At 61.1% G+C, this 24,107-nt stretch carries 20 protein-coding genes and 2 tRNA genes; 9 read left to right on the plus strand and 13 right to left on the minus strand.

Going from position 1 to position 24,107, the window contains the following annotated elements; genetic code table 11:
• Nucleotides 1–113: 113 nt before the first annotated feature.
• The 4 genes from siaA to siaD are packed head-to-tail and all read left to right on the plus strand — an operon-like array spanning nucleotide 114 to nucleotide 3,910.
• On the plus strand, nucleotides 114–2,129 hold the full coding sequence (gene siaA, locus DOM56_RS16640; RefSeq protein WP_110710161.1) for a biofilm regulation protein phosphatase SiaA: 2,016 nt from the start codon (nucleotides 114–116) through the stop codon (nucleotides 2,127–2,129).
• 58 nt (nucleotides 2,130–2,187) lie between these two features.
• Nucleotides 2,188–2,721, plus strand: coding sequence for a biofilm regulation protein kinase SiaB (siaB, locus tag DOM56_RS16645; RefSeq protein WP_110710162.1), 534 nt, complete (start codon nucleotides 2,188–2,190; stop codon nucleotides 2,719–2,721).
• A 14-nt stretch (nucleotides 2,722–2,735) separates the two neighbouring features.
• Nucleotides 2,736–3,125 (plus strand): biofilm regulation phosphoprotein SiaC, encoded by a 390-nt coding sequence (gene siaC / locus DOM56_RS16650; RefSeq protein ID WP_110710163.1) that lies wholly within the window; start codon nucleotides 2,736–2,738, stop codon nucleotides 3,123–3,125.
• The gene (gene siaD, locus DOM56_RS16655) at nucleotides 3,122–3,910 is read left to right on the plus strand and encodes a biofilm regulation diguanylate cyclase SiaD (protein ID WP_232822339.1); all 789 of its coding nucleotides are present in this window, start codon (nucleotides 3,122–3,124) and stop codon (nucleotides 3,908–3,910) included. Before siaC ends, siaD begins: the two co-directional genes overlap by 4 nt.
• Nucleotides 3,911–4,075: 165 nt before the next feature.
• Here the strand turns inward: siaD and sucD are convergent, their stop codons facing one another.
• From sucD to sdhC, 9 genes are all read right to left on the minus strand, one after another.
• Nucleotides 4,076–4,948 carry a succinate--CoA ligase subunit alpha gene (gene sucD, locus DOM56_RS16660; protein WP_110600706.1) on the minus strand — a complete coding sequence of 291 codons (873 nt, stop codon included), beginning with the start codon at nucleotides 4,946–4,948 and terminating at the stop codon, nucleotides 4,076–4,078.
• Nucleotides 4,948–6,114, minus strand: a complete 1,167-nt coding sequence (sucC, locus tag DOM56_RS16665) for an ADP-forming succinate--CoA ligase subunit beta (RefSeq protein WP_110600705.1) — start codon at nucleotides 6,112–6,114, stop codon at nucleotides 4,948–4,950. Before sucC ends, sucD begins: the two co-directional genes overlap by 1 nt.
• 117 nt (nucleotides 6,115–6,231) lie before the next feature.
• Nucleotides 6,232–7,683 carry a dihydrolipoyl dehydrogenase gene (gene lpdA, locus DOM56_RS16670; protein ID WP_110710165.1) on the minus strand — a complete coding sequence of 484 codons (1,452 nt, stop codon included), beginning with the start codon at nucleotides 7,681–7,683 and terminating at the stop codon, nucleotides 6,232–6,234.
• A 102-nt stretch (nucleotides 7,684–7,785) separates the two neighbouring features.
• Nucleotides 7,786–9,363 carry a 2-oxoglutarate dehydrogenase complex dihydrolipoyllysine-residue succinyltransferase gene (gene odhB, locus DOM56_RS16675; RefSeq protein ID WP_110710166.1) on the minus strand — a complete coding sequence of 526 codons (1,578 nt, stop codon included), beginning with the start codon at nucleotides 9,361–9,363 and terminating at the stop codon, nucleotides 7,786–7,788.
• Nucleotides 9,364–9,414: 51 nt separating this feature from the next.
• Nucleotides 9,415–12,246, minus strand: a complete 2,832-nt coding sequence (locus DOM56_RS16680) for a 2-oxoglutarate dehydrogenase E1 component (RefSeq protein ID WP_110710167.1) — start codon at nucleotides 12,244–12,246, stop codon at nucleotides 9,415–9,417.
• A 257-nt stretch (nucleotides 12,247–12,503) separates the two neighbouring features.
• Nucleotides 12,504–13,214, minus strand: coding sequence for a succinate dehydrogenase iron-sulfur subunit (locus DOM56_RS16685; protein WP_110600699.1), 711 nt, complete (start codon nucleotides 13,212–13,214; stop codon nucleotides 12,504–12,506).
• Between the two features lie 14 nt (nucleotides 13,215–13,228).
• Nucleotides 13,229–15,001 carry a succinate dehydrogenase flavoprotein subunit gene (gene sdhA / locus DOM56_RS16690; protein ID WP_110710168.1) on the minus strand — a complete coding sequence of 591 codons (1,773 nt, stop codon included), beginning with the start codon at nucleotides 14,999–15,001 and terminating at the stop codon, nucleotides 13,229–13,231.
• Between the two features lie 3 nt (nucleotides 15,002–15,004).
• Nucleotides 15,005–15,352, minus strand: a complete 348-nt coding sequence (gene sdhD / locus DOM56_RS16695; RefSeq protein WP_110710169.1) for a succinate dehydrogenase, hydrophobic membrane anchor protein — start codon at nucleotides 15,350–15,352, stop codon at nucleotides 15,005–15,007.
• Complete coding sequence (sdhC, locus tag DOM56_RS16700) at nucleotides 15,346–15,723, minus strand: succinate dehydrogenase, cytochrome b556 subunit (RefSeq protein WP_198655819.1); 378 nt, start codon at nucleotides 15,721–15,723, stop codon at nucleotides 15,346–15,348. Before sdhC ends, sdhD begins: the two co-directional genes overlap by 7 nt.
• A gap of 497 nt (nucleotides 15,724–16,220) precedes the next feature.
• On the opposite strand from sdhC, the gene gltA reads away from it, so the two are divergent.
• Nucleotides 16,221–17,507, plus strand: a complete 1,287-nt coding sequence (gene gltA / locus DOM56_RS16705; RefSeq protein ID WP_110710171.1) for a citrate synthase — start codon at nucleotides 16,221–16,223, stop codon at nucleotides 17,505–17,507.
• 385 nt (nucleotides 17,508–17,892) lie between these two features.
• On the opposite strand, the gene DOM56_RS16710 is transcribed toward gltA, so the two are convergent.
• The 3 genes from DOM56_RS16710 to gltX all read right to left on the minus strand — a co-directional run bounded on the left by DOM56_RS16710 (nucleotide 17,893) and on the right by gltX (nucleotide 19,647).
• A tRNA-Glu gene (locus DOM56_RS16710) sits at nucleotides 17,893–17,968 on the minus strand.
• Nucleotides 17,969–17,997: 29 nt separating this feature from the next.
• A tRNA-Ala gene (locus DOM56_RS16715) sits at nucleotides 17,998–18,073 on the minus strand.
• A gap of 95 nt (nucleotides 18,074–18,168) precedes the next feature.
• A complete protein-coding gene (gene gltX, locus DOM56_RS16720) occupies nucleotides 18,169–19,647 on the minus strand; it encodes a glutamate--tRNA ligase (RefSeq protein WP_110710245.1) in 1,479 nt (492 codons plus the stop codon).
• A 274-nt stretch (nucleotides 19,648–19,921) separates the two neighbouring features.
• Here gltX and DOM56_RS16725 point away from each other — a divergent pair, with 274 nt between their 5' ends.
• Both DOM56_RS16725 and DOM56_RS16730 read left to right on the plus strand, forming a co-directional pair.
• The gene (locus DOM56_RS16725) at nucleotides 19,922–20,530 is read left to right on the plus strand and encodes a helix-turn-helix transcriptional regulator (protein ID WP_110710172.1); all 609 of its coding nucleotides are present in this window, start codon (nucleotides 19,922–19,924) and stop codon (nucleotides 20,528–20,530) included.
• Nucleotides 20,527–20,727 (plus strand): hypothetical protein, encoded by a 201-nt coding sequence (locus DOM56_RS16730; RefSeq protein WP_110710173.1) that lies wholly within the window; start codon nucleotides 20,527–20,529, stop codon nucleotides 20,725–20,727. The genes DOM56_RS16725 and DOM56_RS16730 overlap by 4 nt, the downstream gene beginning before the upstream one ends.
• 398 nt (nucleotides 20,728–21,125) lie before the next feature.
• Here DOM56_RS16730 and DOM56_RS16735 read toward each other — a convergent pair whose 3' ends face one another.
• On the minus strand, nucleotides 21,126–22,319 hold the full coding sequence (locus DOM56_RS16735; protein WP_232822340.1) for an MFS transporter: 1,194 nt from the start codon (nucleotides 22,317–22,319) through the stop codon (nucleotides 21,126–21,128).
• Between the two features lie 546 nt (nucleotides 22,320–22,865).
• Between DOM56_RS16735 and DOM56_RS16740 the strand changes: the two genes are divergently transcribed.
• Nucleotides 22,866–23,294, plus strand: coding sequence for a hypothetical protein (locus tag DOM56_RS16740; RefSeq protein WP_157958262.1), 429 nt, complete (start codon nucleotides 22,866–22,868; stop codon nucleotides 23,292–23,294).
• A gap of 435 nt (nucleotides 23,295–23,729) precedes the next feature.
• A complete protein-coding gene (locus DOM56_RS16745; RefSeq protein ID WP_110710176.1) occupies nucleotides 23,730–24,101 on the plus strand; it encodes a hypothetical protein in 372 nt (123 codons plus the stop codon).
• The last annotated feature ends 6 nt before the right edge of the window (nucleotides 24,102–24,107 follow it).

The raw sequence follows: 24,107 nt of genomic DNA on the forward strand, positions 1-24,107 counted from the left end.
GTCATGGTGTGATTCCTGCCATGCTCGAGGCTCCATGACGCCGCCTATCGCTGTGACTCTCCGCCACCGGACAGTCGCACAAGCCCCGTGCGGATCGTCGATCGAGGATGACCATGGCCGTTCGTTGGGGATTACGCGGTAAATCAGCGCTCGCGCTATTGACGGCTTGCCTGGTGGCACTGATACCCGCCTTGCTGATCGGTTGGCTGGCGATCGACGCGGTGCGCCAGCAGTTCTCCCAGGCGTATGCCGAGAACTTCACCCTGCTGCAGATGCAGCGCATCCTGGCGCCGATTTCCCGCGAACTGGCACTCGCCGAGCGCTTCGCCCAATCCCCGGTTACCCGTGACTGGCTGGCCGACGAACAAGACCCCGCCAAGCGCCAGCGCTTCTTCGACGAGGCCGAAAGTTATCGCCAGGGGTTCGTGGATCACACCTACTTCGCCGTGGTCGACGCCAGTGGGGATTACTACTTCAGCAGCGACGACGAGCCCACCGATCGCCAGCCTCGTTACCGACTGAGCGCGGACGACCCCGACGACAACTGGTACTCGCACCTCATCGCCAGCGGCCAATCCTATACGCTCAACGTCAACATTGACCGCGAACTGCAGGAAGCCAAGGTGTGGATCAACGTGGTGATCCGCGGCGACGGGCGGCCGCTGGGCATCGCCGGCACCGGCCTCGACCTGAGCCGATTCCTGGATGCGTTCATTCGTACCCGTGCCCACGGCATCACGCCGATGATCGTCAACCGTCAGGGGGCGTTACTTGCCTATCCGGATGCATCACGGATCGCTTTCAATGCGCAAGCGGACAACGGTGACCTCGCTCGGGGACAGCAGTTGGCGGCCCTTCTCGGTGGCGAGGACGAGCGCGCCGGGCTCCGTGAGGTGATCCAGCGCGCCGTCGCCGACCCCGACGACGTATACATGCTGACCGCCCACCTCGACGGCCACCCCCGCCTGCTTTCGGTAGGCTACATTCCCCAACTCGACTGGCTGATGGTCACGGAACTGGATCGGCAAAGCGCCCAACTGATCGCGACCCACTGGCTGTGGCCGCTGAGCCTCGGCGCCATCGCGCTCATGGTGTTGCTGTTGACCGGCTTCATCTATACCAGCGAGCGCCTGATTCTGGCACCGCTGCGCCGACTGAAACAGTCGGCGCAGGCGATCGCCGACGGCAGATACGACTCCCGACTACCGGTTCAGCGGAGCGATGAGATCGGTGAGTTGTCGCGCGCGTTCGCTGACATGGCGGCGCAGGTGGAGCGTCATACCCAGCAGCTGGAAGCCACCGTTCGCCAACGCACCGCGGCGCTGGAGGCGACCAACCAGGAAATGGGCCAGGCCCATCGCCAGATCGAGTCGTCGCTCGCCTACGCCAGCCTGATACAGCGCGCCATTCTCCCGGGCGAGAATCTGGATGCTCGACTCGGCAACCGCTACGGAGTCATGTGGCAGCCACGCGATCAGGTCGGCGGTGACATTTTCATCTTCCACGCCACGCCGGACGGCTACCTGCTGGGAGTCATCGATTGCGCAGGCCATGGCGTCCCCGGTGCGCTGATGACCATGCTGGTCAAGGCGAGCATCGATCATGCCGTGCTGCGGCTCGGCGGCGCCGACCCGGCCGCCATTCTCGATGACGTCGACGCGCGGTGTCGCGAGCTGCTGCAGCGCGAAGCGCTCACCGCCAACCTCGCCACCGACATCGACATGGGGCTGGTCTGGATCGACGAACGCCAGCACCGGATGCGATTCGCCGGCGCCAAGATGGCGCTTCACGTCGCTGACGGCGAGCGCCTCGAATGTCATCCTGGCGGGCGCCGGGCGCTGATGCAGAAGCGCCGGATGCGCTATGCCAACCTCGAGCTGCCCCTGCAACCCGGGGCGAGTTACACGCTCTGCAGTGACGGCTTCCTGGATCAGGCGGGAGGCGAGCGCGGCTTCGGCTTCGGCCGCCAACGCTTCGCCGAGATGCTGACGCGCCACGCCACGCTGACGCCGACGGACCAGGTCGCCGCGTTCGCACAAGAGCTGGCGGCGTATAGCGGTACTCATCCGCAGCGCGACGATATCACCCTGCTGGTGTTCCAACCCGACCCAGGCAGCAGGCCGACATGACCCTGTCCGCCTTCGAGCAGCCATTCGCTCTATACTCGACCTCACGTCCGGAGAGACCATGGACCTATTAGCGATGCGGGAGAGCTATCAGCAGCAGCGTGTCATGCTCTGCTTCAACGGCCCGATTTCGCGCAGCCTGATCGAGGAGATCGGCAATGCGCTGCGCAACTACCTCGACAGCGAGCAGGCGGCGCTTTCGTCGTCGATGGATGTCTTCGCGATTTATATCGAGATGACGCAGAACATCCGCCATTATTCGCGCCGACGACAGTATGGAGAGCGCGACGCGACTGCCACCGTCGCCGTGGGGCGAGACGACGCGGGTCGTTACACCGTTTCCGCCGGTAACCTCGTGGAAGCGGACGATGGCCGCGAACTGGCCAAGGTGATCGAGGAGATCGGCGAACTCGACAAGGCCGAACTCAAGCAAGCCTACAAACGCCAGTTGCGCCAGCCACGCGATACCGACTCGACGCGCGGTGCCGGGCTGGGGCTACTCGATATGGCACGCAAGTCGAGCTTGCCGCTGCAAGCCCGCCTCCAACCGCTGCCCAACGGTCAGGCATTCTTCAGCCTGACTGCCACCGTTTGATCGTGACGACCGCCATGAATGCCGATATCCAGATTTCAGGCACCCAGTCGACACCCACCGTCCGTGGTGACTGGGAGACGGGATGCCTGACCATGCAAGGCGACTCCTACCCGGAGAACGCGTTCGAACTGTTCGACCAGATCATCCGCTGGATCGGCTTGTTCCTCGAACAGAACCGGTTGCCGCTGCGGCTCGAGCTGCAACTGGTCTACCTCAACACCAGCTCGGTCAAGGCCATGATGGACATCTTCGATCTTCTCGAAGACGCCCATCGGCAAGGCAGGCCGGTCAGCGTCGACTGGCGCTACCATGCCGAAAACGAGCGCATTGCCGAACTGGCCGAGGAGTTCCGCGAGGACTGCACCTTCCCATTCGCGATCGAACCGAAGCAGGCGACGTCGTGACCAGCGCGATGCATCCCCTGCTTGAGCAGATCGAAGCCTTGCTGGCAGCGCCGGATCACAGGGACCACCCCCTGCATGCCGCCCTGGGACAGCTCTACCGCCTCCATGTCGATGAGCAGAAGCGTCTGGAACGACTGCTGAACATCGCCGACGGCTATCAGCAGTTCACCCAGACGGACCTGGCCAGTCTCAAGCAGCAGTACGAACGCCAGCTCAACAAGGAGCGCAAGCTGTCGCGCATCTCGGATCGCTATCAGCAACTGATGCGTGAACGCAATCAGGCACTCAAGACCGCCGCCACCCACGATCCGCTGACCGGCCTGGCCAACCGACGTCTGATGGACGAGCAGTTGATTCAGGCAGGCGTGGAAGCTTCGCAGAGCGGCAAGCCGTTTTGCGTCGCGATGCTGGATATCGATCATTTCAAGCAGATCAACGATCGCTATGGCCACGACGGCGGCGATCGCATCCTGGTCAGCCTGGCCGACTCGCTGCGCGATCAGATGCGTGCGGGGGATCTCTGTGGCCGCTGGGGTGGCGAGGAGTTCGTGCTGCTGATGCAGAACACCTCTCTCGAGCAGGCGGGTCAGATCGTCGCCAGGCTCATCGAATATCTGCGTAACCTGACGTTTGCCGTGACCGACATCCCCGTTTCGATCACCGTGAGCATTGGTGTCGCCGAGCACTCGAGGGTGGAGGCGCCGCTGGATACGGTCAATCGGGCTGACCGTGTCCTGCTGGAGGCCAAACAAGAAGGTCGTAACAGCTTTCGACTGGCTGGCTGACGCGCGCTGGCGCCACCACGGGCAGGCCCATCGCTCGCAGGACAAGACTCTCGCAGGAGAAGACTCTCGCAGAGCAATAATCCCAGCCGAAAACGACGACGGCCCGCCAGGTAACCCTGGCGGGCCGTTGCCGAGACGATACGCCTCGAAGGATGGCGACGTAGCTTACCAGCCAGTCACGGCCTTCAGCGCGTCGCCGATCTCGGCCAGCGAACGCACGGTCTTGACGCCTGCATCTTCCAGCGCGGCAAATTTCTCGTCTGCGGTGCCCTTGCCACCGGAGATGATCGCACCGGCATGGCCCATGCGCTTGCCCGGAGGTGCGGTCACACCAGCGATGTAGGAGACCACCGGCTTGGAGACGTTGGCCTTGATGTAGGCCGCAGCTTCCTCTTCGGCGGTGCCGCCGATCTCCCCGATCATCACGATCGCTTCGGTCTGCGGATCCTTCTCGAACATCTCGAGGATGTCGATGAAGGTGGAGCCCGGGATCGGGTCGCCGCCGATGCCCACACAGGTGGACTGGCCGAAACCGTGATCGGTGGTCTGCTTGACCGCTTCGTAGGTCAGGGTGCCGGAGCGCGACACGATACCGACACGGCCCGGCTTGTGGATGTGACCCGGCATGATGCCGATCTTAGTCTCACCCGGGGTGATCACGCCGGGGCAGTTCGGGCCGATCAGGCGCACGCCCAGCTCGTCACACTTGACCTTGACGTCGAGCATGTCCAGCGTCGGGATACCTTCGGTGATGCAGACGATCAGCTTGATGCCAGCGTTGGCGGCTTCGAGGATCGAGTCCTTGCAGAACGCGGCCGGGACGTAGATGACGGACGCCTCGGCGCCGGTCTTCTCGACCGCTTCCTTGACGGTGTTGAACACCGGCAGGCCCAGATGCTCCTGGCCGCCCTTGCCCGGCGTGACACCACCGACCATGTTGGTGCCGTAGGCGATCGCCTGCTCGGAGTGGAAAGTCCCCTGGCCACCGGTGAAGCCCTGGCAGATGACCTTGGTGCTCTTGTCGATCAGGATACTCATTACTTGCCCTCCGCCGCTTTGACGACCTGCTGAGCCGCGTCAGTCAGGCTGGTAGCAGCGATGATGTTCAGACCGCTGGAGGCCAGTTTCTCGGCACCCAGCTCGGCGTTGTTACCTTCCAGACGCACCACGACCGGCACGTTGACGCCGACCTGCTCGACGGCACCGATGATGCCTTCGGCGATCATGTCGCAACGCACGATACCGCCGAAGATGTTGACCAGCACGGCCTTGACGTTGGTGTCGGAGAGAATGATCTTGAACGCTTCCGCCACCCGCTCCTTGGTCGCACCACCGCCGACGTCGAGGAAGTTGGCCGGGCTGCCACCGTTGAGGTTGACGATGTCCATGGTGCCCATGGCCAGACCGGCGCCATTGACCATGCAACCGATGTTACCGTCGAGGGCGACGTAGTTGAGTTCCCACTCCTGGGCGTGGGCCTCGCGCTCGTCTTCCTGGGACGGGTCACGCATCGCCTGCAGATCCGGGTGGCGATACATGGCATTGGCGTCGAGGTTGATCTTGGCGTCGAGGCAGTGGAGGTTGCCTTCGTCGGTGATCACCAGCGGGTTGATCTCGAGAAGCGCCAGATCCTTGTCGTGGAACAGCTTGGAGAGCCCCAGGAAGATCTTGGTGAACTGCTTGATCTGATCCTTGTTCAGGCCAAGCTGGAAAGCCAGCTCGCGTGCCTGGTACGGCTGCGCGCCGACCAGCGGGTCGATCTCGGCCTTGAGGATTTTCTCAGGCGTCTCTTCGGCGACCTTCTCGATCTCGACACCGCCCTCGGTGGAGGCCATGAAGACCACGCGCCGGGTGGCACGATCGACCACCGCGCCCAGATACAGCTCGCTGGCGATATCGGTGCAGTTCTCGACCAGGATCTTGGCGACCGGCTGACCCTTCTCGTCGGTCTGATAGGTCACCAGGTTCTTGCCCAGCCACTGCTCGGCGAATGCCTTGGCTTCTTCCGGGCTCTTGATCAGCTTGACGCCGCCGGCCTTGCCGCGGCCGCCCGCGTGAACCTGAGCCTTGACGACCCACTTGTCGCCACCGATTTTCTTGCAGGCCTGCGCGGCTTCATCCGGCGTGTCGACGGCGAAGCCTTTGGAAACGGGAAGACCATAATCGGCAAACAGCTGTTTGCCCTGATACTCGTGAAGGTTCATCGATTCATGCCATTAGGTTGCATGTGACTCGAATGGCAACGAGCCGGTCAATCGGCTCGTCGCCCCCGTGCCATTCCATGGGAATGGCACCTAGTGCAGGAAACGCTGAAGAACGACTTACTTGCGTTTCTTGCGGTTGGCCATGTGGATGGCATGTCCATCGACAGCCAGCGCCGCCTCATGCACCGCTTCCGACAGCGTCGGATGTGCAAAACAGGTCAGCGCCAGATCTTCGGCACTGGAACCGAACTCCATGGCGATCACGCCCTGGGCGATCAATTCACCGGCGTGCTGGCCGAGAATGTGGATACCCAGGACGCGGTCGGTTTCGGCATCGGCGATGACCTTGACCATCCCTTCCGGCGCGTTGTTCGCGAGTGCGCGACCACTGGCCGAGAACGGGAAGGCACCGGTCTTGACTTCGATGCCCTGCTCCTTGGCCTGCTGCTCGTTGATACCGACCCAAGCCACTTCCGGCGCCGTGTAGATGACGCTGGGAATGGCGTCGTAATTCATCTCCGGCTTCTGCCCGGCAATGATGTCGGCGACCATCACGCCCTCTTCCGAGGCCTTGTGGGCCAGCATCGGGCCGCGCACCACGTCGCCGATGGCGTAGACGCCGGAAACATTGGTACGGCACTGGTCGTCGACGAAGATGAAGCCGCGCTCGTCGAGCTTGATACCGGCGCCGTCGTCGAGCAGATTTTCGGTATAGGGCTTACGGCCGACACAGACGATCAGCTTGTCGAAGGTCTGTTCCTGTTCGCCCTCGCTGTCGGTGTACTGGACCACGACTTCACGGGACTTGCCCTTGCCCTTGATCTCGGAGCCGGTCACCCGCGCGCCCATCTTGATGTCCAGCCCCTGTTTCTTGAACAGTTTCTGGGCATCCTTGGCGATCGCCTGATCGACCATCGGCAGGAAGGTGTCCAGCGCCTCAAGCACGGTGACTTCACTGCCCAGACGGCTCCAAACGCTACCTAGCTCCAGGCCGATGACCCCGGCACCGATCACGCCCAACCGCTTGGGCGCCTCGGCGAACTCCAGCGCACCGGCGGAATCGACGATGATGTCGTCGGTCATCGGTGCCGGCGGGATATTCACCGGGACCGAACCGGAAGCGATGATGACGTTGTCGGCCTCATAGGTCTCGGTCTTGCCGTCGTGACCGGTCACTTCGACCTTCTTGCCATCGAGCAGCTTGCCGGTGCCTTCCAGCGCCGTGACGCCGTTGGACTTGAACAGCATGCTGATACCGCCGGTGTTCTTGGCGATGACGCTGTTCTTGAACTCCATCATCTTCTTGACGTCGGTGGCGACATCGCCGACGTTGATGCCGATCTCGGCATAATGGTCGCGCGTCTCGACGAACTTGTGCGAAGTCTCCAGCAATGCCTTGGAGGGGATACAGCCCACGTTCAGGCAGGTACCGCCGTGAACCGTCTTGCCTTCCTTGTTGACCCACTTCTCGACGCAGGCTGTCTTGAGGCCCAGTTGCGCGGCGTGAATCGCGGCGACGTAGCCCCCTGGGCCAGCGCCAATGACGATCACATCGAATTTATCGGCCATGAAAAGTTTCCTGTTCGCTTCGTTTGACGTTCAGTCTTCGAATTCGTGTGCGACGGTGCGAATATCCGCTGGCCCGGACGCGAGGCGTCCGGGCTCCGGTCATCAGATATCCAGCAGCAGGCGCGCCGGGTCTTCCAGCAGCGACTTGATCGCCACCAGGAACTGGACCGCGTCCTTGCCGTCGATCATGCGGTGATCGTAGGAGACGGCGAGGTACATCATCGGGCGAATCTCGACCTTGCCGTTCACTGCCATCGGCCGCTCCTGGATCTTGTGCATTCCCAGGATCGCGGTCTGCGGCGGGTTCAGGATCGGCGTCGACATCAGCGAGCCGAAGATGCCGCCATTGGTGATGGTGAAGGTGCCGCCCTGCATGTCGTCGATGCCGAGCTTGCCCTCGCGACCGCGCTTGCCGAAGTCGCCGATCGCCTTCTCGACATCGGCCAGCTTCATGCTGTCGGTGTCACGCAGCACCGGCACCACCAGACCGCGCGGCGTGGAGACGGCGACGCCGATGTCCTGATAGCCGTGGTAGACGATGTCGGTGCCATCGATGGAGGCGTTGACGTCGGGGAAGCGCTTGAGCGCCTCGGTCGCCGCCTTGACGAAGAAGCCCATGAAGCCGAGCTTGACGTCGTGCGCCTTGAGGAAGGTGTCCTTGTATTCGCTGCGCAGTGCCATCACCGCGCTCATGTCCACCTCGTTGTAGGTGGTCAGCATGGCCGCAGTCTGCTGGGCCTGGACCAGGCGCTTGGCGATGGTCTGGCGCAGACGGCTCATCGGCACGCGCTGCTCGGGACGCTCGCCCTCGACCGCCGGCGCTGCAGCCGCTTTCGGTGCGGAGGTGGCAGCCGGCTTGGCGGACTTCTTCGCCGAGCCATCCTTGACCGCCTTCTGCACGTCTTCCTTCAATATCCGACCGCCCTTGCCGGTACCCTCGATCTTGCTGACATCGAGATCGTTCTCGGCCGCCAGCTTGCGGGCCGCAGGCGCCAGGATCTTGCCATCCACCTTGGCATCTTCCTCACCATCGGCGGCGGGAGCCTCGTCCCGTTCACCGGCGGATTCAGCGGATGCCCCGCCGTCGCCCTCGCCACCCGCACCCTCGGAGAAGACGGCCAGCAGTGCCTCGGATTCGACGACCTCGCCTTCCTCGACCTTGATCTCGGAGAGCGCGCCGTCGGCCGGGGCGACGACTTCCAGCACGACCTTGTCGGTCTCGATCTCGGCCAGAACTTCGTCGCGCTTGACCGCTTCACCGACTTTCTTGGTCCAACTGGCGACGGTGCCTTCCTGCACGGATTCGGGGAAGCTCGGCGCCTTGACCTCGAAGCTCTTGCCGGACGCGGCAGGCTTGGCCGCCGGCTTCTCGCTACCCGACTTTTCCTCGCCTTCCGACTTCTCATCGGCGGCCGGCTTCTCTTCACTCTTGCCGCCTTCCGAAGCCGCGCCGAGAACGCCCAGTACCTGCTCGGATTCGCAGGTGTCGCCCTCTTCGATCTTGATCTCGGAGAGCGTACCGGCCTCGGGCGCCACCACCTCGAGGACGACCTTGTCGGTCTCGATCTCGACGATCAGTTCATCGCGCTCGACGCTGTCGCCCACTTTCTTGTGCCAAGTGGCGACCGTTCCCTCGGCAACGGATTCGGGAAAAGTCGGCGCTTTGATATCAGTAGCCATGTCGTATCCTTAGTCTCTTTTCTCTCGCGCCTGTCTCAGCGGCAAGGCGTCTTACGCGTTGAAAGCGTCGTCGACCAGTTGGCTCTGCTGGGCCACATGGACAGACATGTAGCCCGCGGCTGGCGCGGCAGAAGCCGGACGACCCGCGAACTTGAGGCTGTGATCCAATCCCTCCCGCACCATACCCGCCACCAGGCGCAGATGGTGCTGACTCTGATACCAGGCGCCCTGATTGAGCGGCTCTTCCTGACACCAGACGACCTGTTCCAGGTTCGGATAGGTCTTGAGCGCTTCCCATAGCTCGTCCTTGGGAAAAGGATAGAGCTGCTCGACACGAATGATTGCCGTGTCGTCACGCTCGTTTTCGGACCGGTAGGTCGCGAGATCGTAGTAGACCTTGCCCGAGCAGAGCACGGCCCGTTTGACCTGCTGAGGATCCCGTTCGCCGACGTCGGGGATGACCATCTGGAAGCGCCCTTCCGCGAGCTCTTCCATGGTCGAGGTCGCATCCTTGTGGCGCAGCAGGCTCTTGGGCGACATCACGATCAGCGGCTTGCGCAGCGGCCGGATCACCTGGCGACGCAGCAGATGGAAGATCTGCGCCGGGGTGGTCGGTACGCAGACCTGCATGTTGTGCTCGGCACACAGCTGGAGGAAACGCTCGAGGCGCGCGGAGGAGTGCTCCGGCCCCTGCCCTTCATAACCATGCGGCAACAGTAGCGTCAGACCGCAAAGACGGGCCCATTTCGACTCGCCAGAGGAGATGAACTGATCGACCACCACCTGAGCGCCGTTGAAGAAGTCGCCGAACTGGGCTTCCCAGATGATCAGCGAATTGGGCGCGGTCGTTGCGTAGCCGTATTCGAATGCCAGGACGGCCTCCTCCGACAGGAAGGAGTCGTAGATGGCGAAGGCGGGCTGGTCGTCCTTGATATGCTGCAGCGGGACATAGGTCGAGGCGTCGGCCTGGTTGTGCACCACGGCATGCCGATGAGAGAACGTGCCTCGACCGGTATCCTGCCCTGTCAGGCGCACCGGATGCCCGGCATCGACCAGGGTGGCGTAGGCCAGCGTCTCGGCGAATCCCCAGTTGAGCGGCTGGTTGCCGGCCAGCATCTTGCGACGCTCCTCGTAGACCCGAGCGACCTGGCGCTGAACGTCGATGCCGTTGGGGATCTCGCTCATCTTCTGCGCCAACTGGGTCAGTTGATCGAGATCGCAACTGGTATCGGTATCACCGCTCCACTCGTGCCCCAGATACGGCGTCCAATCGACGAACAAGCCGGTGTTGGGCTGCTTCACCAGCGCGTTGGCGACGTGGTTGCCGGCCAGCAGGTCGTCCCGATACTGCTCGCCCATCTGCTTGGCCTGCTCCTCGTTCAGCACGCCTTCCTTGATCAGTTGCTCCACGTAGAGCGTCCGCGTCGACTTGTGCGACTTGATCTTGGAATACATCAGCGGCTGGGTGCCGGAGGGCTCGTCGGCCTCGTTGTGGCCACGCCGACGGTAGCAAACCAGGTCGATCACGACGTCGCGCTGGAACTCCTTGCGATAGTCCACGGCGACCTGGGTCGCGTGAAGCACCGCTTCAGGATCATCACCATTGACGTGCAGAATCGGCGCCTGAACCATCTTGGCGATGTCGGTGCAGTACTCGGTGGAGCGGGCATCGTCGGCACGCGAGGTAGTGAAACCGACCTGGTTGTTGATCACGATGTGCAGCGTACCGCCGGTCTTGTAACCGCGGGTCTGCGACATCTGGAAGGTTTCCATCACCACGCCCTGGCCAGCGAAGGCAGCGTCACCGTGAACCACCACCGGCAGGACCTGCTGGCCGTCGTCGTCCTGGCGGCGATCCTGGCGTGCTCGCACGGAACCTTCCACGACCGGAGAGACGATCTCCAGATGCGAGGGGTTGAACGCCAGTGCCAGATGGACTTCGCCACCAGGCGTCATGACATTGGAGCTGAAGCCCTGGTGATACTTGACATCGCCGGAGCCCTGCTCGATCTGCTTCTTGCCGTCGAACTCGTCGATCAATTCCGACGGGCTCTTGCCGAGGATGTTGACCAGTAGGTTGAGGCGTCCGCGGTGGGCCATGCCGATCACCACTTCCTTGACGCCATAATTGCCGCTGCGCTGGATCACCTCGTCCATCATCGGGATGAAGGATTCGCCCCCCTCCAGACCGAAGCGCTTGGTGCCCGGGTACTTGGAAGCGAGATAGCTCTCCAGCCCCTCGGCCGCCGTCAGCCGCTCGAGCAGGTGTTCGCGCTCGCTCTGGCTGTACTTCGGCTTGGACCGCACCGACTCGAAACGCTGCTGCAGCCAGCGCTTCTCTTCGGTATTGACGATGTGCATGAACTCACAGCCGATCGAGCGGCAGTAGGTCTGCTCGAGCGCCTCGACGATCTCCTTGAGTGACGCTTCCTCTTTGCCAAGAAAGAACGAACCGGTTTGGAACTCGGTGTTCATGTCGGCTTGAGTCAGGTCGTGGAAGGAGAGATCGAGATCGGGGACCGTGTCGGGCTTGCGCAAGCCGAGCGGATCGATGTTTGCGCGCTGATGGCCGCGGAATCGATACGCGTTGATCAGCTGGAGAACCTTGACCTGCTTGCGGTTCTCGCTACTGCCGGTGGCGGCGGTCGCCGGGGTGCGACGTTCGCGCGACAGCTGATAGAACTGCTCCCGTATCGGGCTGAGGGGAACGTCTTGGGAGGGAGAGCCTTCCAGGCGTGGCAACTGCTCGAAAGCTTGGCGCCACTCATCGGGAACGGTCGCGGGATCATCCAGGTACTGCTCGTAGAGCGCTTCCACATAGTGGGCGTTGCCGCCGCTCATGTGGGAAGTGCGCCACATCAACTCCATTATGCCTTCTTGCATCTCTCGTTCACCCTACACTGATGGGGTGTTGTCGGCGCCGGTCGCAGCTGCGCCTCGGCGTCACTCCGGAACCGTCGCGAGACGGTCAACGACCATGCCATTCAAGGCGTCTTCATGATCGTTAAAAGCCGGTGCGCGAGGCACCGGCTGACATCTTGAGCTCTGGCCGACTGCGACATCGGGTCGCAGCCGGTAGCGTGGCGGTATGATAACAAGCCCAGCGCTACGATTTAAGTCGTAGATACCGCCTTTGACGATCAGGTCGCGTTGGACAACAGCATTTCGCGAATCTTGCCGATCGCCCGAGTCGGGTTCAGCCCCTTCGGGCAGACGGCGACGCAGTTCATGATGCCGCGGCAACGGAACAGGCTGAACGGGTCTTCCAATTCGGCCAGCCGCGCCTGGGTGGCGTTGTCACGCGAATCCGCCAGGAAGCGGTAGGCCTGCAGCAGACCGGCCGGACCGACGAATTTGTCCGGGTTCCACCAGAAAGACGGGCACGACGTCGAGCAGCAGGCACATAGAATGCACTCGTACAGCCCGTCCAGCTTGTCACGCTCCTCCGGCGACTGCAGACGCTCGATGGCGGGTGCCGCGGTATCGTTCTGCAAATACGGCTGCATGCGCTCGTACTGCTTGTAGAACAGCCCCATGTCGACAACCAGATCGCGCATCACGGGGAGCCCCGGTAGCGGGCGCAGCACCAGCTTGTTGTCCTTGACCACGTCCGACAGCGGCGTGATGCAGGCCAGCCCGTTGGTGCCGTTCATGTTCATGCCGTCGGAACCGCACACGCCCTCGCGACAGCTGCGACGGAAAGCCAACGAGCTATCCTGATCCTTGATCATGGTCAGGATATTGAGAACCATCAGATCGCGCCCCTGGGTATCGATCTGGAACTCCTGCATATAGGGAGCGGAGTCGGTTTCAGGGTTGTAGCGGTAAACGGAAACCTGCAGATTGGACATCGTTGACAACCCCCTTAGTAGGTACGGACTTTCGGCTCGAAAGTATCGACCGTCTTCGGCGTGAAATTGACATCACGCTTGGTCACGGTCTTGTCGCCCGGATGGAAGAGCGAGTGCTTGAGCCAGTTGACATCGTCGCGATCCGGATAGTCGTAGCGCGAGTGAGCGCCTCGACTCTCCTTACGATCGAGCGCCGCGATCGCGGTAGCCTCGGCCACCTCCAGCAGGTTATCCAGCTCCAGGGCCTCAACACGGGCCGTGTTGAAGACATCGGACTTGTCGCCCAGATGGGCCTGCCCGATGCGCTCGCGCAGTTCCGCCAGCTTCTTGACGCCTTCCTGCATGTTGTCTTCCTGCCGGAAGACCCCGAAGGCATTCTGCATGGTGTTCTGCAACTCGGCCTTGAGCTCGGGCACGGACTCGCCACCGCTGGACTCGTTCCAGCGCGCCAGCCGACTGGTAGCCCGCTCGATGTCCGACGCCGAGGCGTCGAGGTACTCGATGCCATCGCTGAGCGCCTTGTCGATATAGATCCCGGCGGCGCGACCGAATACCACCAGATCGAGCAGCGAGTTGCCGCCCAGGCGGTTGGCGCCGTGCACCGAGACACAGGCCGCCTCGCCGCAGGCGAACAGACCGTTGATGATATGGTCGTTGCCATCGCCATCCTGAGTGATGGCCTGGCCGTGCACGTTGGTCGGAATCCCGCCCATCATGTAGTGACAGGTCGGCGTGACCGGAATCGGCTCCTTGACCGGATCGACGTGGGCGAAGGTCTTGGAAAGCTCGACGATGCCAGGCAGGCGCTTCATCAGCACCTCTTCGCCCAGGTGATCGAGCTTCAGCATGACGTGGTCGCCATTTTCGCCACAGCCGCGCCCTTCCAGAACCTCCATGACCATGGAGCGGGCGACCACGTCGCGACCGGCCAGATCCTTGGCGTTGGGCGCGTAGCGCTCCATGAAGCGCTCGCCATCCTTGTTGATCAGGTAGCCGCCCTCGCCGCGACAGCCTTCCGTCACCAGCGTACCGGCGCCGTAGATGCCGGTCGGGTGGAACTGCCACATTTCCATGTCCTGCATCGGGAACCCGGCGCGCAGCGCCATGCCGATGCCGTCGCCGGTATTGATCAGGGCATTGGTCGTCGAGGCATAGATACGGCCGGCGCCGCCGGTCGCCAGCACGGTCGCCTTGGATTTGACATGCACGATCTCGCCGGTCTCGATGCACAGCGCGATGCAGCCGACGACATCACCGTTGGCATTCTTGACCAAGTCGATGGCGTACCACTCGTCGAGGAAGACCGTGTTGTTCTTCAGGTTGTTCTGGTAGAGCGTGTGCAGCAGCGCGTGTCCGGTACGGTCGGCCGCGGCGCAGGTGCGCGCGGCCTGACCGCCCTTGCCGAAGTCCTTGGATTGACCGCCGAATGGGCGCTGGTAGATGCGTCCATTGTCGAAACGCGAGAAAGGCAGCCCCATATGCTCGAGTTCGAATACCGCCTTCGGCCCCTCCGAGCAGAGGTACTCGGCTGCGTCCTGGTCGGCGATATAGTCGCCGCCCTTGACGGTGTCGTACATGTGCCAGCGCCAATCGTCATTGGGGTCGGCGGAAGCGATGGCACAGGTAATGCCGCCCTGCGCGGAAACGGTATGCGACCGCGTCGGGAAAACTTTGGAAAGTACCGCTGTCTTCTTGCCGGATTTGGCCAGCTCGAGCGCCGCTCTAAGGCCGGAACCGCCACCGCCGATGATGATGGCGTCAAAAGTCAGGTTACGCATGGTTGACATGGATCAGGCTCCCCAGAGGACTTGAACGCCCCACACCAGAAAAACGAAGATGGCGAGAATCACGATGGCCTGGAAGGCGAAGCGAACACCGGTGTGCTTGAGATAGTCGGTGGAAACCGTCCACAGACCCACCCAGGCGTGAGCGGCCATGGATATGAAGGCCAGCAAGGAGAAGATGCGCATCCAAGTCTGGGAGAACAGGCCGCTCCAGGTAACGTAATCCAGGTTCGGATGAAACAGCAGGTAGGCCACGACGAACAGCGCATAGAGCGCCAGCACCACCGCGGAAACCCGCTGGATCAGCCAGTCGGACAAGCCACTGCGGCCCAGATTCGTGATATTGGTTACCATACCCAGACTCCTGCCAGAACCACCAGAACGGCACTGATCACGACAGTGATCTGCGCCTTGCGATTGCCACCCTCGAGATCGACACCGTAGCCGGTATCCATCAGCAGGTGCTTGATCCCCGCGACAAAGTGGAAGCCAAGTGCCGACAGCAGGCCCCAGGCAACCAGCTTCGCCAGCACATTGTGCGCCAACGCGTTACGCACCGATTCGAACCCCTCGGGAGAGGAGAGCGAAGCATCCAGCGCCCAGAAGCCGAAGATCAGTCCGACGAAAAGGATGACGCCGGTGATGCGATGTGCGATAGAGGTGAGTGCGGGAAGTGGAAAATGGATGGTGGACAGGTCGAGGTTTACTGGACGTTTGCTATTCACGGCTCTTAAACACTCTCTTAACCCAAACGGGTCGTGCCCGTTCAGGGCGGTGGTTTTTAGAAGCTGGACACGGTCGCAAGATGCAGTTCCGATGCGGCCCCAACCGGCTGACGATGCCATATCGTGCGGTTGCAGATTATAGGGTTTGGGTAACGGTATGACAAATCATCACACATGCCGCTCATAGGAAAAATCTCCGTCCACCCCCGTCGCCAACGGCTTGCGGGTTGTCGACACTCGAACCAAATTTCTTTTGCCGCTGTCGGCTCACCCCCTTCGATGGGTATGATGGCGACTCGGCCCGGGCATCCCCGGTGCCATTCCTTGCCCTGGCACTCCGCCACCTCTTCTACAATCCGGGACGAACGCCGCAACCACGGTGTCAACGCGACCTAGGCGAATTGACAAACCCCTGCGGAAATCTATAGTGGGCAAACTCTTTTTTTCGCCTGCAGGCAGTAAAGACAAAGGCTTATGTCACGATAAAGGAGGCCTACATGGCTGACAGAAAAGCGAAATTATCGGTCGATGGTGTCGACAACACCATCGAATTGCCGGTATACCCCGGCACCGTCGGCCCTGATGTCATCGACGTCCGCAGCCTGACCGCAGAAGGCCTGTTCACCTACGATCCTGGCTTCGTCGCTACCGCTTCGTGCGAGTCCGGCATCACCTATATCGACGGTGCCGCCGGCACACTGCTCCATCGCGGATACCCGATCGAGCAACTGGCCGAGAACTCCAACTACGTCGAACTTTGCTATCTTCTGATGTTCGGCGAGCTCCCCTCTTCAAAGGAGTACGAGAAGTTCAGGGATACCATCGGTCGTCACACCATGGTTCACGAGCAGATCGTCAACTTCTACAAGGGGTTTCGCCGCGACGCACACCCCATGGCCGTTCTCTGCGGCGTCGTCGGCGGGCTGGCTGCCTTCTATCATGACAACCTCGACATCACCCAGGCCGACCAGCGTCACGTCAGCGCCATACGCCTGATCGCCAAGATGCCGACGCTGGCCGCGATGTGTCACAAGTACAACATCGGCCAGCCGTTCATGTATCCGCGCAACGACCTCAATTACTCCGAAAACTTCCTGCACATGATGTTCGGCAATCCGTGCGAGCACTACGAGGTCAATCCGGTCATCGCCAAGGCGATGGATCGTATCTTCATGCTCCACGCCGACCATGAGCAGAATGCCTCGACCTCCACCGTGCGCCTGGCCGGCTCCACCGGCGCCAACCCCTTCGCCTGCATCAGCGCCGGCATCGCCGCACTCTGGGGGCCGGCACATGGCGGCGCCAACGAGGCGGTACTGGCGATGCTCGACGAGATTGGCGACGACTCGGAAGAGAACATCCAGCGCTTCATCGACAAGGCCAAAGACAAGGACGACCCGTTCAAGCTGATGGGCTTCGGCCATCGGGTCTACCGCAACTTCGACCCCCGCGCCAAGGTGATGAAGGAGACCTGCGACGAGGTCCTCGGAGAGCTGGGAGTCGGCGACGACGCACAACTGCAGATCGCCAAGCGCCTGGAGCAGATCGCGCTGGAGGACGAATATTTCATCGAGCGCAAGCTCTATCCCAACGTCGACTTCTACTCCGGGATCATCCTCAAGGCCATCGGTATTCCAACCAACATGTTCACGGTGATTTTTGCCATGGCACGCACGGTTGGCTGGATCTCCCACTGGAACGAGATGATCACCAACGGCTACCGGATCAGCCGCCCCCGCCAGCTCTATACCGGCTACGACAAGCGGGATTACCCGAAGAAGTAGCCTGGCAGCGCACCAGCAACACGACCCAAGGCCGCCGGAATGACCGGCGGCTTTTTCATGCCCGCCCCACGGACGGCGAAGATTTCCACACTTCCTGTGGATAAGCCTGTTAAAAACCCCTCGATAATGTCACCAAACCGCCTCCAGAAGCGCCCTGCCAACAGATTGCTTAATTTTTAACCACAACTAAACCATTGATTTTAATAGGTAAAATTTTCATTTACCTATTTTCAGTAAGTTAGCGGCGTCAAGGGGGTAGCGAATCGCGCACGGTGGAAAAGCCGGCAGAATGTCAAGCCTGGAGGGATCGATACCGATCAGTTATCAACAGCCACAGAAACTCACGAAGCTGGATATCGGTAAGAGAAATTAGAGAAGGAAGAAGTGGCGTCCCATAGGGGGTTCGAACCCCTGTTACCGCCGTGAAAGGGCGGTGTCCTAGACCACTAGACGAATGGGACGCTGAAGACGACGCGAAGGTCAGTTCTTGTGGTGGAGCCTAGCGGGATCGAACCGCTGACCTCAACACTGCCAGTGTTGCGCTCTCCCAGCTGAGCTAAGGCCCCGTTCCAAGAACGGGGCGAAATATACGGCCATCCCACTGATAAGTCAACGCTTTACACAGAAAAAATCGAACCGCCCTGACATGGCTGGTATCGAGTTACAGCTCGCGATACTGCTTCTCAAGACGCTTGGCCTGTTTCTTGGAAACACCGCCGAGCACCTCGATCGCATGGCGAAGGCGCGCCCGCGTGACATCCGAGCCGAGAATCGCCATGGCATCGAGTACCGATGTCGAGTGGGAACTTCCCGTCACCGCGATGAACACGGGCGCCAGGAAAGACTTCATCTTCAGCTCGAAGTGCTCCGCCAGCAGCTTGACCTGCTCCAGCAGTGCATCCTTCTCCCAGTACGCCACACTCTCCAGCCGCCACACCAAGAACTGCAGCAGCGTCACCAGCGTCTCGCGCTCGAGGTTGACGCCGTCGAAGCTCTTCTCGTCGATCTCGGGCAGGCCGGCGAAGAAATGGCCGGCCAGCGGCATCGCATCGGATAGCGTGGTGATCCGCGGGCGAATCTGGGGCAGGATCTGTCCGACATACGCCTCGTTGAACGCCCACTCGCGCAACGCTTCCAGGAGCGCCGCATCGTCCAGGTCCTCGCGGATATAGACGCCGTTGAGCCAGCTCAATTTGTCGAGATCGAAAACCGGGCCACCCAACGAGACCCGCTGAAGGTCGAAGTGAGCCATCATCTCGTCGAGACTGAACTTCTCGCGCTCGTCCGGCATCGACCATCCCATCCGCCCGAGATAGTTGGTGACCGCCTGCGGCAGGAACCCCATCCGGCGGTAGTAGTTGATCGAGGTCGGATTCTTGCGCTTGGACAACTTCGACTTGTCCGGGTTGCGCAGCAACGGCATGTGGCATAGCTCAGGCATCGGCCAGCCGAAATATTCGTACAGCAATTGATGCTTGGGAGCGGAATTGATCCACTCTTCTCCCCGGAGGACGTGGGTGATCCCCATCAGATGGTCGTCGACCACATTGGCCAGATGGTAGGTCGGCATGCCATCCGACTTCATGAGAATCTGAGCGTCGACCTGCGCCCAATCGACCTCTATCTGCCCACGAAGCATGTCCTGGACGACACAGACACCTTCGGAAGGCACCTGCAGTCGAATGACGTAGGGGTAACCGGCCGCTTCCCGCCTGCGCTGTTCTTCGGGGTCCAGCGCCAGGTCGTGAGGCTTCAACGCCAGATGCAGCCCCGCCGCCCTTCGCTCTTCACGCAGAGCGTCCAGCTCTTCGCTGGTGCGGTAGCATTTGAAGGCATGCCCGTCCTCGAGCAGTCGTTCGGCATGCTGAGCATAGATGGAGCCTCGTTCACTTTGCCGATAAGGGCCGTGAGGTCCACCGATGTCCGGCCCTTCATCCCAGTCCAGCCCCAGCCAGCGCAGGGAGTCGAGAATCATTTTCTCCGACTCGGCGGTGGAGCGCTGGCGATCGGTATCTTCGATTCGCAGAATGAACTGCCCGCCGTGCAGGCGAGCGAAGCAGAGATTGAAGAGTGCGATGTAAGCCGTCCCGACGTGGGGATCGCCTGTCGGTGAAGGCGCGATGCGCGTGCGTACCGTCATGAATTCCATTCCGTTGATGAACGAGCGCTGTGATTGTACGCCTTCCCGAGGGCAGGCTGCAGCGCTAGCTGCCCTACCCTGCGTTGTAGAGGAACGAGCACTGAGGACTGGAAAACACCGAGGCAATGAAATTATGGCTTGACGATTCACTGCTTCGAGCCAACGCTTTGATCGGAAAATTAGACAAACATATGACAACAAGCTCGCAACCCGAAACATACTTCGGCAATGAGTGGATATCCTCACAGCACCAATACGCAGGCGAGATTCATGGATGGACGGGTTAGGACCACGAATCAAACAACTCCGCCTTCAGGCAGGAATGAGCAAGGCTGCACTGGCAAGACGGGTGGGCGTCTCTGACGTCACGATTTCCTATTGGGAGTCAGGTACCATCAAGCAGATCGGCCATGAGCGTCTCGTGGCGCTCACCTCGGCACTGAACTGTTCGATCAAGCAGCTCCTCGACGACGATGTCCTCAATGCGATGGCGGTCGACTCACAGATGTCGAATCGAGCCGTCTTGAGCCTCCATTCGCACCTGGCGGCTCCCTGGGAGCAACAGACAGCGGAGCCGGACGCGATGTCCACGCTGCAACTGCTGACTCAGGATTGTCATCTGGTGACGCCAGCAGAAAACGAATCGTTCGATTTCCTATTCGAGGGGGATCTGGCCGCCGTCCTGCCGTGCGACAAGTTTCAGCAGGACGGTCTCTATCTGCTGGAGCGGGAAGGAATTCTGCAGATTCAATATCTCGAGCATCTGGCCTCCGGCAGAATGCGCGTCAGCGGAGAGCAGCTTCACGGTGTGACCGTGGAGAGCGTTCGCCACCCGCCGTTTCGCATCGTCGGCTACATCAGGGCACGCTGGAGCCGTCAATGACAGCCGCCCCTCACCGCCAGGAAAGTGGCCGGCTGATCGACGAGCGATTGAAGGCCCAGGCTCGCGCTACGGAGAAAAGCGACGAAACGATGCACGGGTTCAGGCGTAATCCCGAGCGGATCGGCACACTGGCGGCATTCGACGTTCCGTTCGTATCGCCGCTGCCATGGGGAGGCCCCCAGCCCCTGAGATACTGACCGATCTTGCATTTTCCGTGCTCGGCTATACAGTTGACGTCAGACTATAGTCGTACAAGATTTACGGGCGCAGTGCCGAGTACGCGCCGCACGTCATGGTTAAGGAGAACCCGATGGAAATGTTCACGGTCAAGCAAACCGAGAGTTCATTGATGGCATGCTGTCGTGCTTGTGGCCACGAGCAGCCGCTACCAGTGACATCCCCTGACGCAGAAGAGCAGGCGGCAGTCAGTATCAAGTGCGAACGCTGCCCTAGCGAGGATGCATGCACTCCTTTCCCTGCCCCCTCGGCCGCGGTCACCGAGATCGCCTGACCCCCGTATATCGCTATTGAGGGGCCTGACCCTGCCGGGTCAGGCCCCTCTCCGATTCAACGATTCGACTCGATCCCTCCGCACTCAACCGTACCGGCGCTGCTGGCGATAGGCGAAGAAGAACACGACCAGCCCCGCTGCCGCCGTTGCCGCCCCAACGTAGCCGGTCGCGGTCCATCCCAGTCCGGCGCCGATGGCCATGCCGCCGAGCCATGGCCCCAGCGCGTTGGCCACATTGAAAGCGGCGTGATTGGAAGCGGCAGCCAGCGTCTGGGCATCCGCTGCCACATCCATCAGGCGTGTCTGCAGCGCCGGGGACAGCGATACCATGGTACCGACCGCCACACAGATCAGCAGAATCGACCATAGCGACTGCGCCGCCAGCGGAAAGAGCAGCAGGATGGCGATGCACCAGACCAGCAACCAGCCAACCCCCTTGAGCTGCATGCGGTCGTATAGCCTGCCGCCGACGATATTGCCGATGATGGCGCCAGCGCCAAACGCCGCTTGGGCCACGGGAATCCAGTACGGCGATACCTGCGTCACGTTGACGAGGACCGGGGCCAGGTAACTGAAGACACAGAACATGCCGGCGAAGCCGATCGCGCCGATACCCAACGTCAACCAGACTTGAGAACGCTTGAGCGCGGTGAGCTCCTGGGCTGGGCTGTTACGCTTCTCGTCTCGGTTCAATGGCAGGTAGATGAACACCAGAATGACCGTCAAGACGGCAATACCACCGACCAGGGCAAAGGCCAGACGCCAGCTCAGCATCTGGCTCAGCCAGGTCGCAAGCGGATTGCCTATCAGCATGGCGATAGTCAATCCGGACATGACCCTGCTCACCGCCTGAGCCCGCTTGTGCGAGGGCACGAGCGAGGCCGCGACCAGAGAGGCGACGCCAAAATAGGCGCCGTGAGGCAGTCCGGAGATGAACCGGAAGATCATCAAGGTGTGATAGTCCGGTGCCAAGGCGCTGGCGATATTGCCCAGCGCAAAAAATGCCATCAGCATCAGCAGAAGATGGCGCCGATAGAAGTGCGATCCCATGACGGCGATCAATGGCGCCCCCACGACGACGCCCAGCGCGTAGGCACTGATGACATTGCCCACCTGCGGCTCGGAGATGTTCAAAGCCTTGGCCACATCCGGCATCAGACCCATGATGGTGAACTCGCCCACGCCAATGGCGAATCCTCCCACGGCCAGCGCCATTTCGATCAGTAACGCATACCGTCGGGAAGGCCTTGCTGTGTCGGTCGAGTGAGCGTCAGCCACGGCCGCCTCCTACTTTAGTCTAATGGGGTTGGTCTGCGATTATTCACGCAAGCCTGCGGTATGGGAACCGTTGGCCGGCAATATTCTTGCAGGTGTGCCGGTGAATACCGCGCCGGTTTTGACTGATCGATAGATGACGCCTCGAGCCGCGGGCTCTTTACGCCGCCGCGGCGTATCGGGCAACCGTTGTCGAACGCTCGTATCAAACTAGAACTTTAATATTAAAACAGAAGTATCTTAACTACGTGGAATGGCGAACTTCGGTCACTGACCCAAGCAATCACTTGGCATATTTCTGTTTTCCCCGATCCCCCACTGAACGGGCACAAACCATAGCCATGGCGCCAGAAGTCACTGAAAAACCATAGACAAGGCGCCACTCACAGACGAAATCGCTGTTCGTGTCAGACCATGCAGAACAGGAGTGACCCTATACGAACTATGCATCTATCCGGGAACGAGTCTATGTTAATCTTATCATTGAAATATCAAACCAGAAGCTAATCGCGTCATTTCATAACATTAATTAAACTCATGACAAAAACGATGGCATCAATAACTCATACTCATGTCGTCCAGGCGATGTCCCACTGGCTCGCCAGCAACGGCTATCGATGTGGGCCCAGCCGACTGGGCACTCGACCGGAAATCGACCTCGAAGCCACGTCCGTTTTCGGACAGAGGCGCCTGATCGTCGACTGCCGGGGAGAATTCAGCCTGGATGTCGGCCAGGACTCCTGGATGGAGATCACCCAAGCCTTTTTCTATCTCATCCAGGACAGCGAAATGCCTGACGAGACGGCGCAGGTATCGCTGGCGCTCCCCGACACCACCGACTTTCGCCGCCGTATGGCCGGGATGAAGGAGTTCTGCCTACGCCAGGGCGTCATGGTGTTCTGGGTAGCCGAGAACGGCCAAGTCAGGCAGTGGGACGCCAACATACCCGCCGCCTCCGGCGCCAGAGCGTTGCCTTGACCGGCGCGACCACCCGCTTCAGCGAGAGCTACTCGGCGGTCTCGTTCGCGTCAAGGAACTTTTTCGCCGATAACGACTCATAACGATCAAGAGATACTGAATAGCAGTCGCTACAGGGATTCTCGAGCTTACTGTAATGATCGTTATCGCCGCGCCCAGCGCGGCGTTTTTTTATCCAGGTGGCGGCGATATGCGCGATCACCGCCAAGTCCGCTCCCTCCTGTCGATGGCTATCGCCCCCCCCAGAGATCGATCAGCCAGCATGACGACCTCATGACACCCGGGCGGCTCCATTTTCTCCAGCTCGACCTGTCGTTGACCTACTCGCGATCGACATCGAGCTGGACACGCCTCGCCAAGCGCCGTGTCAGCAACATTTGGGCGCCGCCGCCAGCATGGTAAACTGTGCCGACTGCCGCGCCCCGGAGCCTCTGCATGCCACTATTCTTCGTGGTCTTTCTCGTCTGCCTGCTGATCAGTCTGGCCACCGTGGCGGCGCTGATGCTTTCGCGCACCCCCCGTTATCGAACCCAGCCACAGGACCTTCTCGACCTGTTCGACGCGGTGCTGGACAACCGAGCCAGCGAAACACGCTGGCACACCTTGATCGGCTATCCGATCCGGCACGATGCCTACCTGGAAAACCTGCGCCGCCGCAGCCAGCACCTGATGGAAACCCACGGCCGCCCGTGGCAGGCGGCCCAGGGGGGATCGCTCTTCTCTCGTAAAGGCAGGGAAGAGCTGGTGGCGCTGCGCGATCACCTGGCTGCCCATCAGGCACTCCAAGGAAGTGAGTATCATGCCTGATCCCGC

Source organism: Salinicola sp. CR57 (genome assembly GCF_003206585.1).
Classification (GTDB): domain Bacteria; phylum Pseudomonadota; class Gammaproteobacteria; order Pseudomonadales; family Halomonadaceae; genus Salinicola; species Salinicola lusitanus.

Bases quoted from the DNA above. Each gene is read 5' to 3' on its own strand.
- siaA (WP_110710161.1), top strand. From the start codon at position 114: ATGGCCGTTCGTTGGGGATTACGCGGTAAATCAGCGCTCGCGCTATTG.
- siaB (WP_110710162.1), top strand. From the start codon at position 2,188: ATGGACCTATTAGCGATGCGGGAGAGCTATCAGCAGCAGCGTGTCATG.
- siaC (WP_110710163.1), top strand. From the start codon at position 2,736: ATGAATGCCGATATCCAGATTTCAGGCACCCAGTCGACACCCACCGTC.
- sucD (WP_110600706.1), bottom strand. From the start codon at position 4,948: ATGAGTATCCTGATCGACAAGAGCACCAAGGTCATCTGCCAGGGCTTC.
- sucC (WP_110600705.1), bottom strand. From the start codon at position 6,114: ATGAACCTTCACGAGTATCAGGGCAAACAGCTGTTTGCCGATTATGGT.
- lpdA (WP_110710165.1), bottom strand. From the start codon at position 7,683: ATGGCCGATAAATTCGATGTGATCGTCATTGGCGCTGGCCCAGGGGGC.
- odhB (WP_110710166.1), bottom strand. From the start codon at position 9,363: ATGGCTACTGATATCAAAGCGCCGACTTTTCCCGAATCCGTTGCCGAG.
- DOM56_RS16680 (WP_110710167.1), bottom strand. From the start codon at position 12,246: ATGCAAGAAGGCATAATGGAGTTGATGTGGCGCACTTCCCACATGAGC.
- DOM56_RS16685 (WP_110600699.1), bottom strand. From the start codon at position 13,214: ATGTCCAATCTGCAGGTTTCCGTTTACCGCTACAACCCTGAAACCGAC.
- sdhA (WP_110710168.1), bottom strand. From the start codon at position 15,001: ATGTCAACCATGCGTAACCTGACTTTTGACGCCATCATCATCGGCGGT.
- sdhD (WP_110710169.1), bottom strand. From the start codon at position 15,352: ATGGTAACCAATATCACGAATCTGGGCCGCAGTGGCTTGTCCGACTGG.
- gltA (WP_110710171.1), top strand. From the start codon at position 16,221: ATGGCTGACAGAAAAGCGAAATTATCGGTCGATGGTGTCGACAACACC.
- gltX (WP_110710245.1), bottom strand. From the start codon at position 19,647: ATGACGGTACGCACGCGCATCGCGCCTTCACCGACAGGCGATCCCCAC.
- DOM56_RS16725 (WP_110710172.1), top strand. From the start codon at position 19,922: ATGGACGGGTTAGGACCACGAATCAAACAACTCCGCCTTCAGGCAGGA.
- DOM56_RS16730 (WP_110710173.1), top strand. From the start codon at position 20,527: ATGACAGCCGCCCCTCACCGCCAGGAAAGTGGCCGGCTGATCGACGAG.
- DOM56_RS16740 (WP_157958262.1), top strand. From the start codon at position 22,866: ATGGCATCAATAACTCATACTCATGTCGTCCAGGCGATGTCCCACTGG.
- DOM56_RS16745 (WP_110710176.1), top strand. From the start codon at position 23,730: ATGCCACTATTCTTCGTGGTCTTTCTCGTCTGCCTGCTGATCAGTCTG.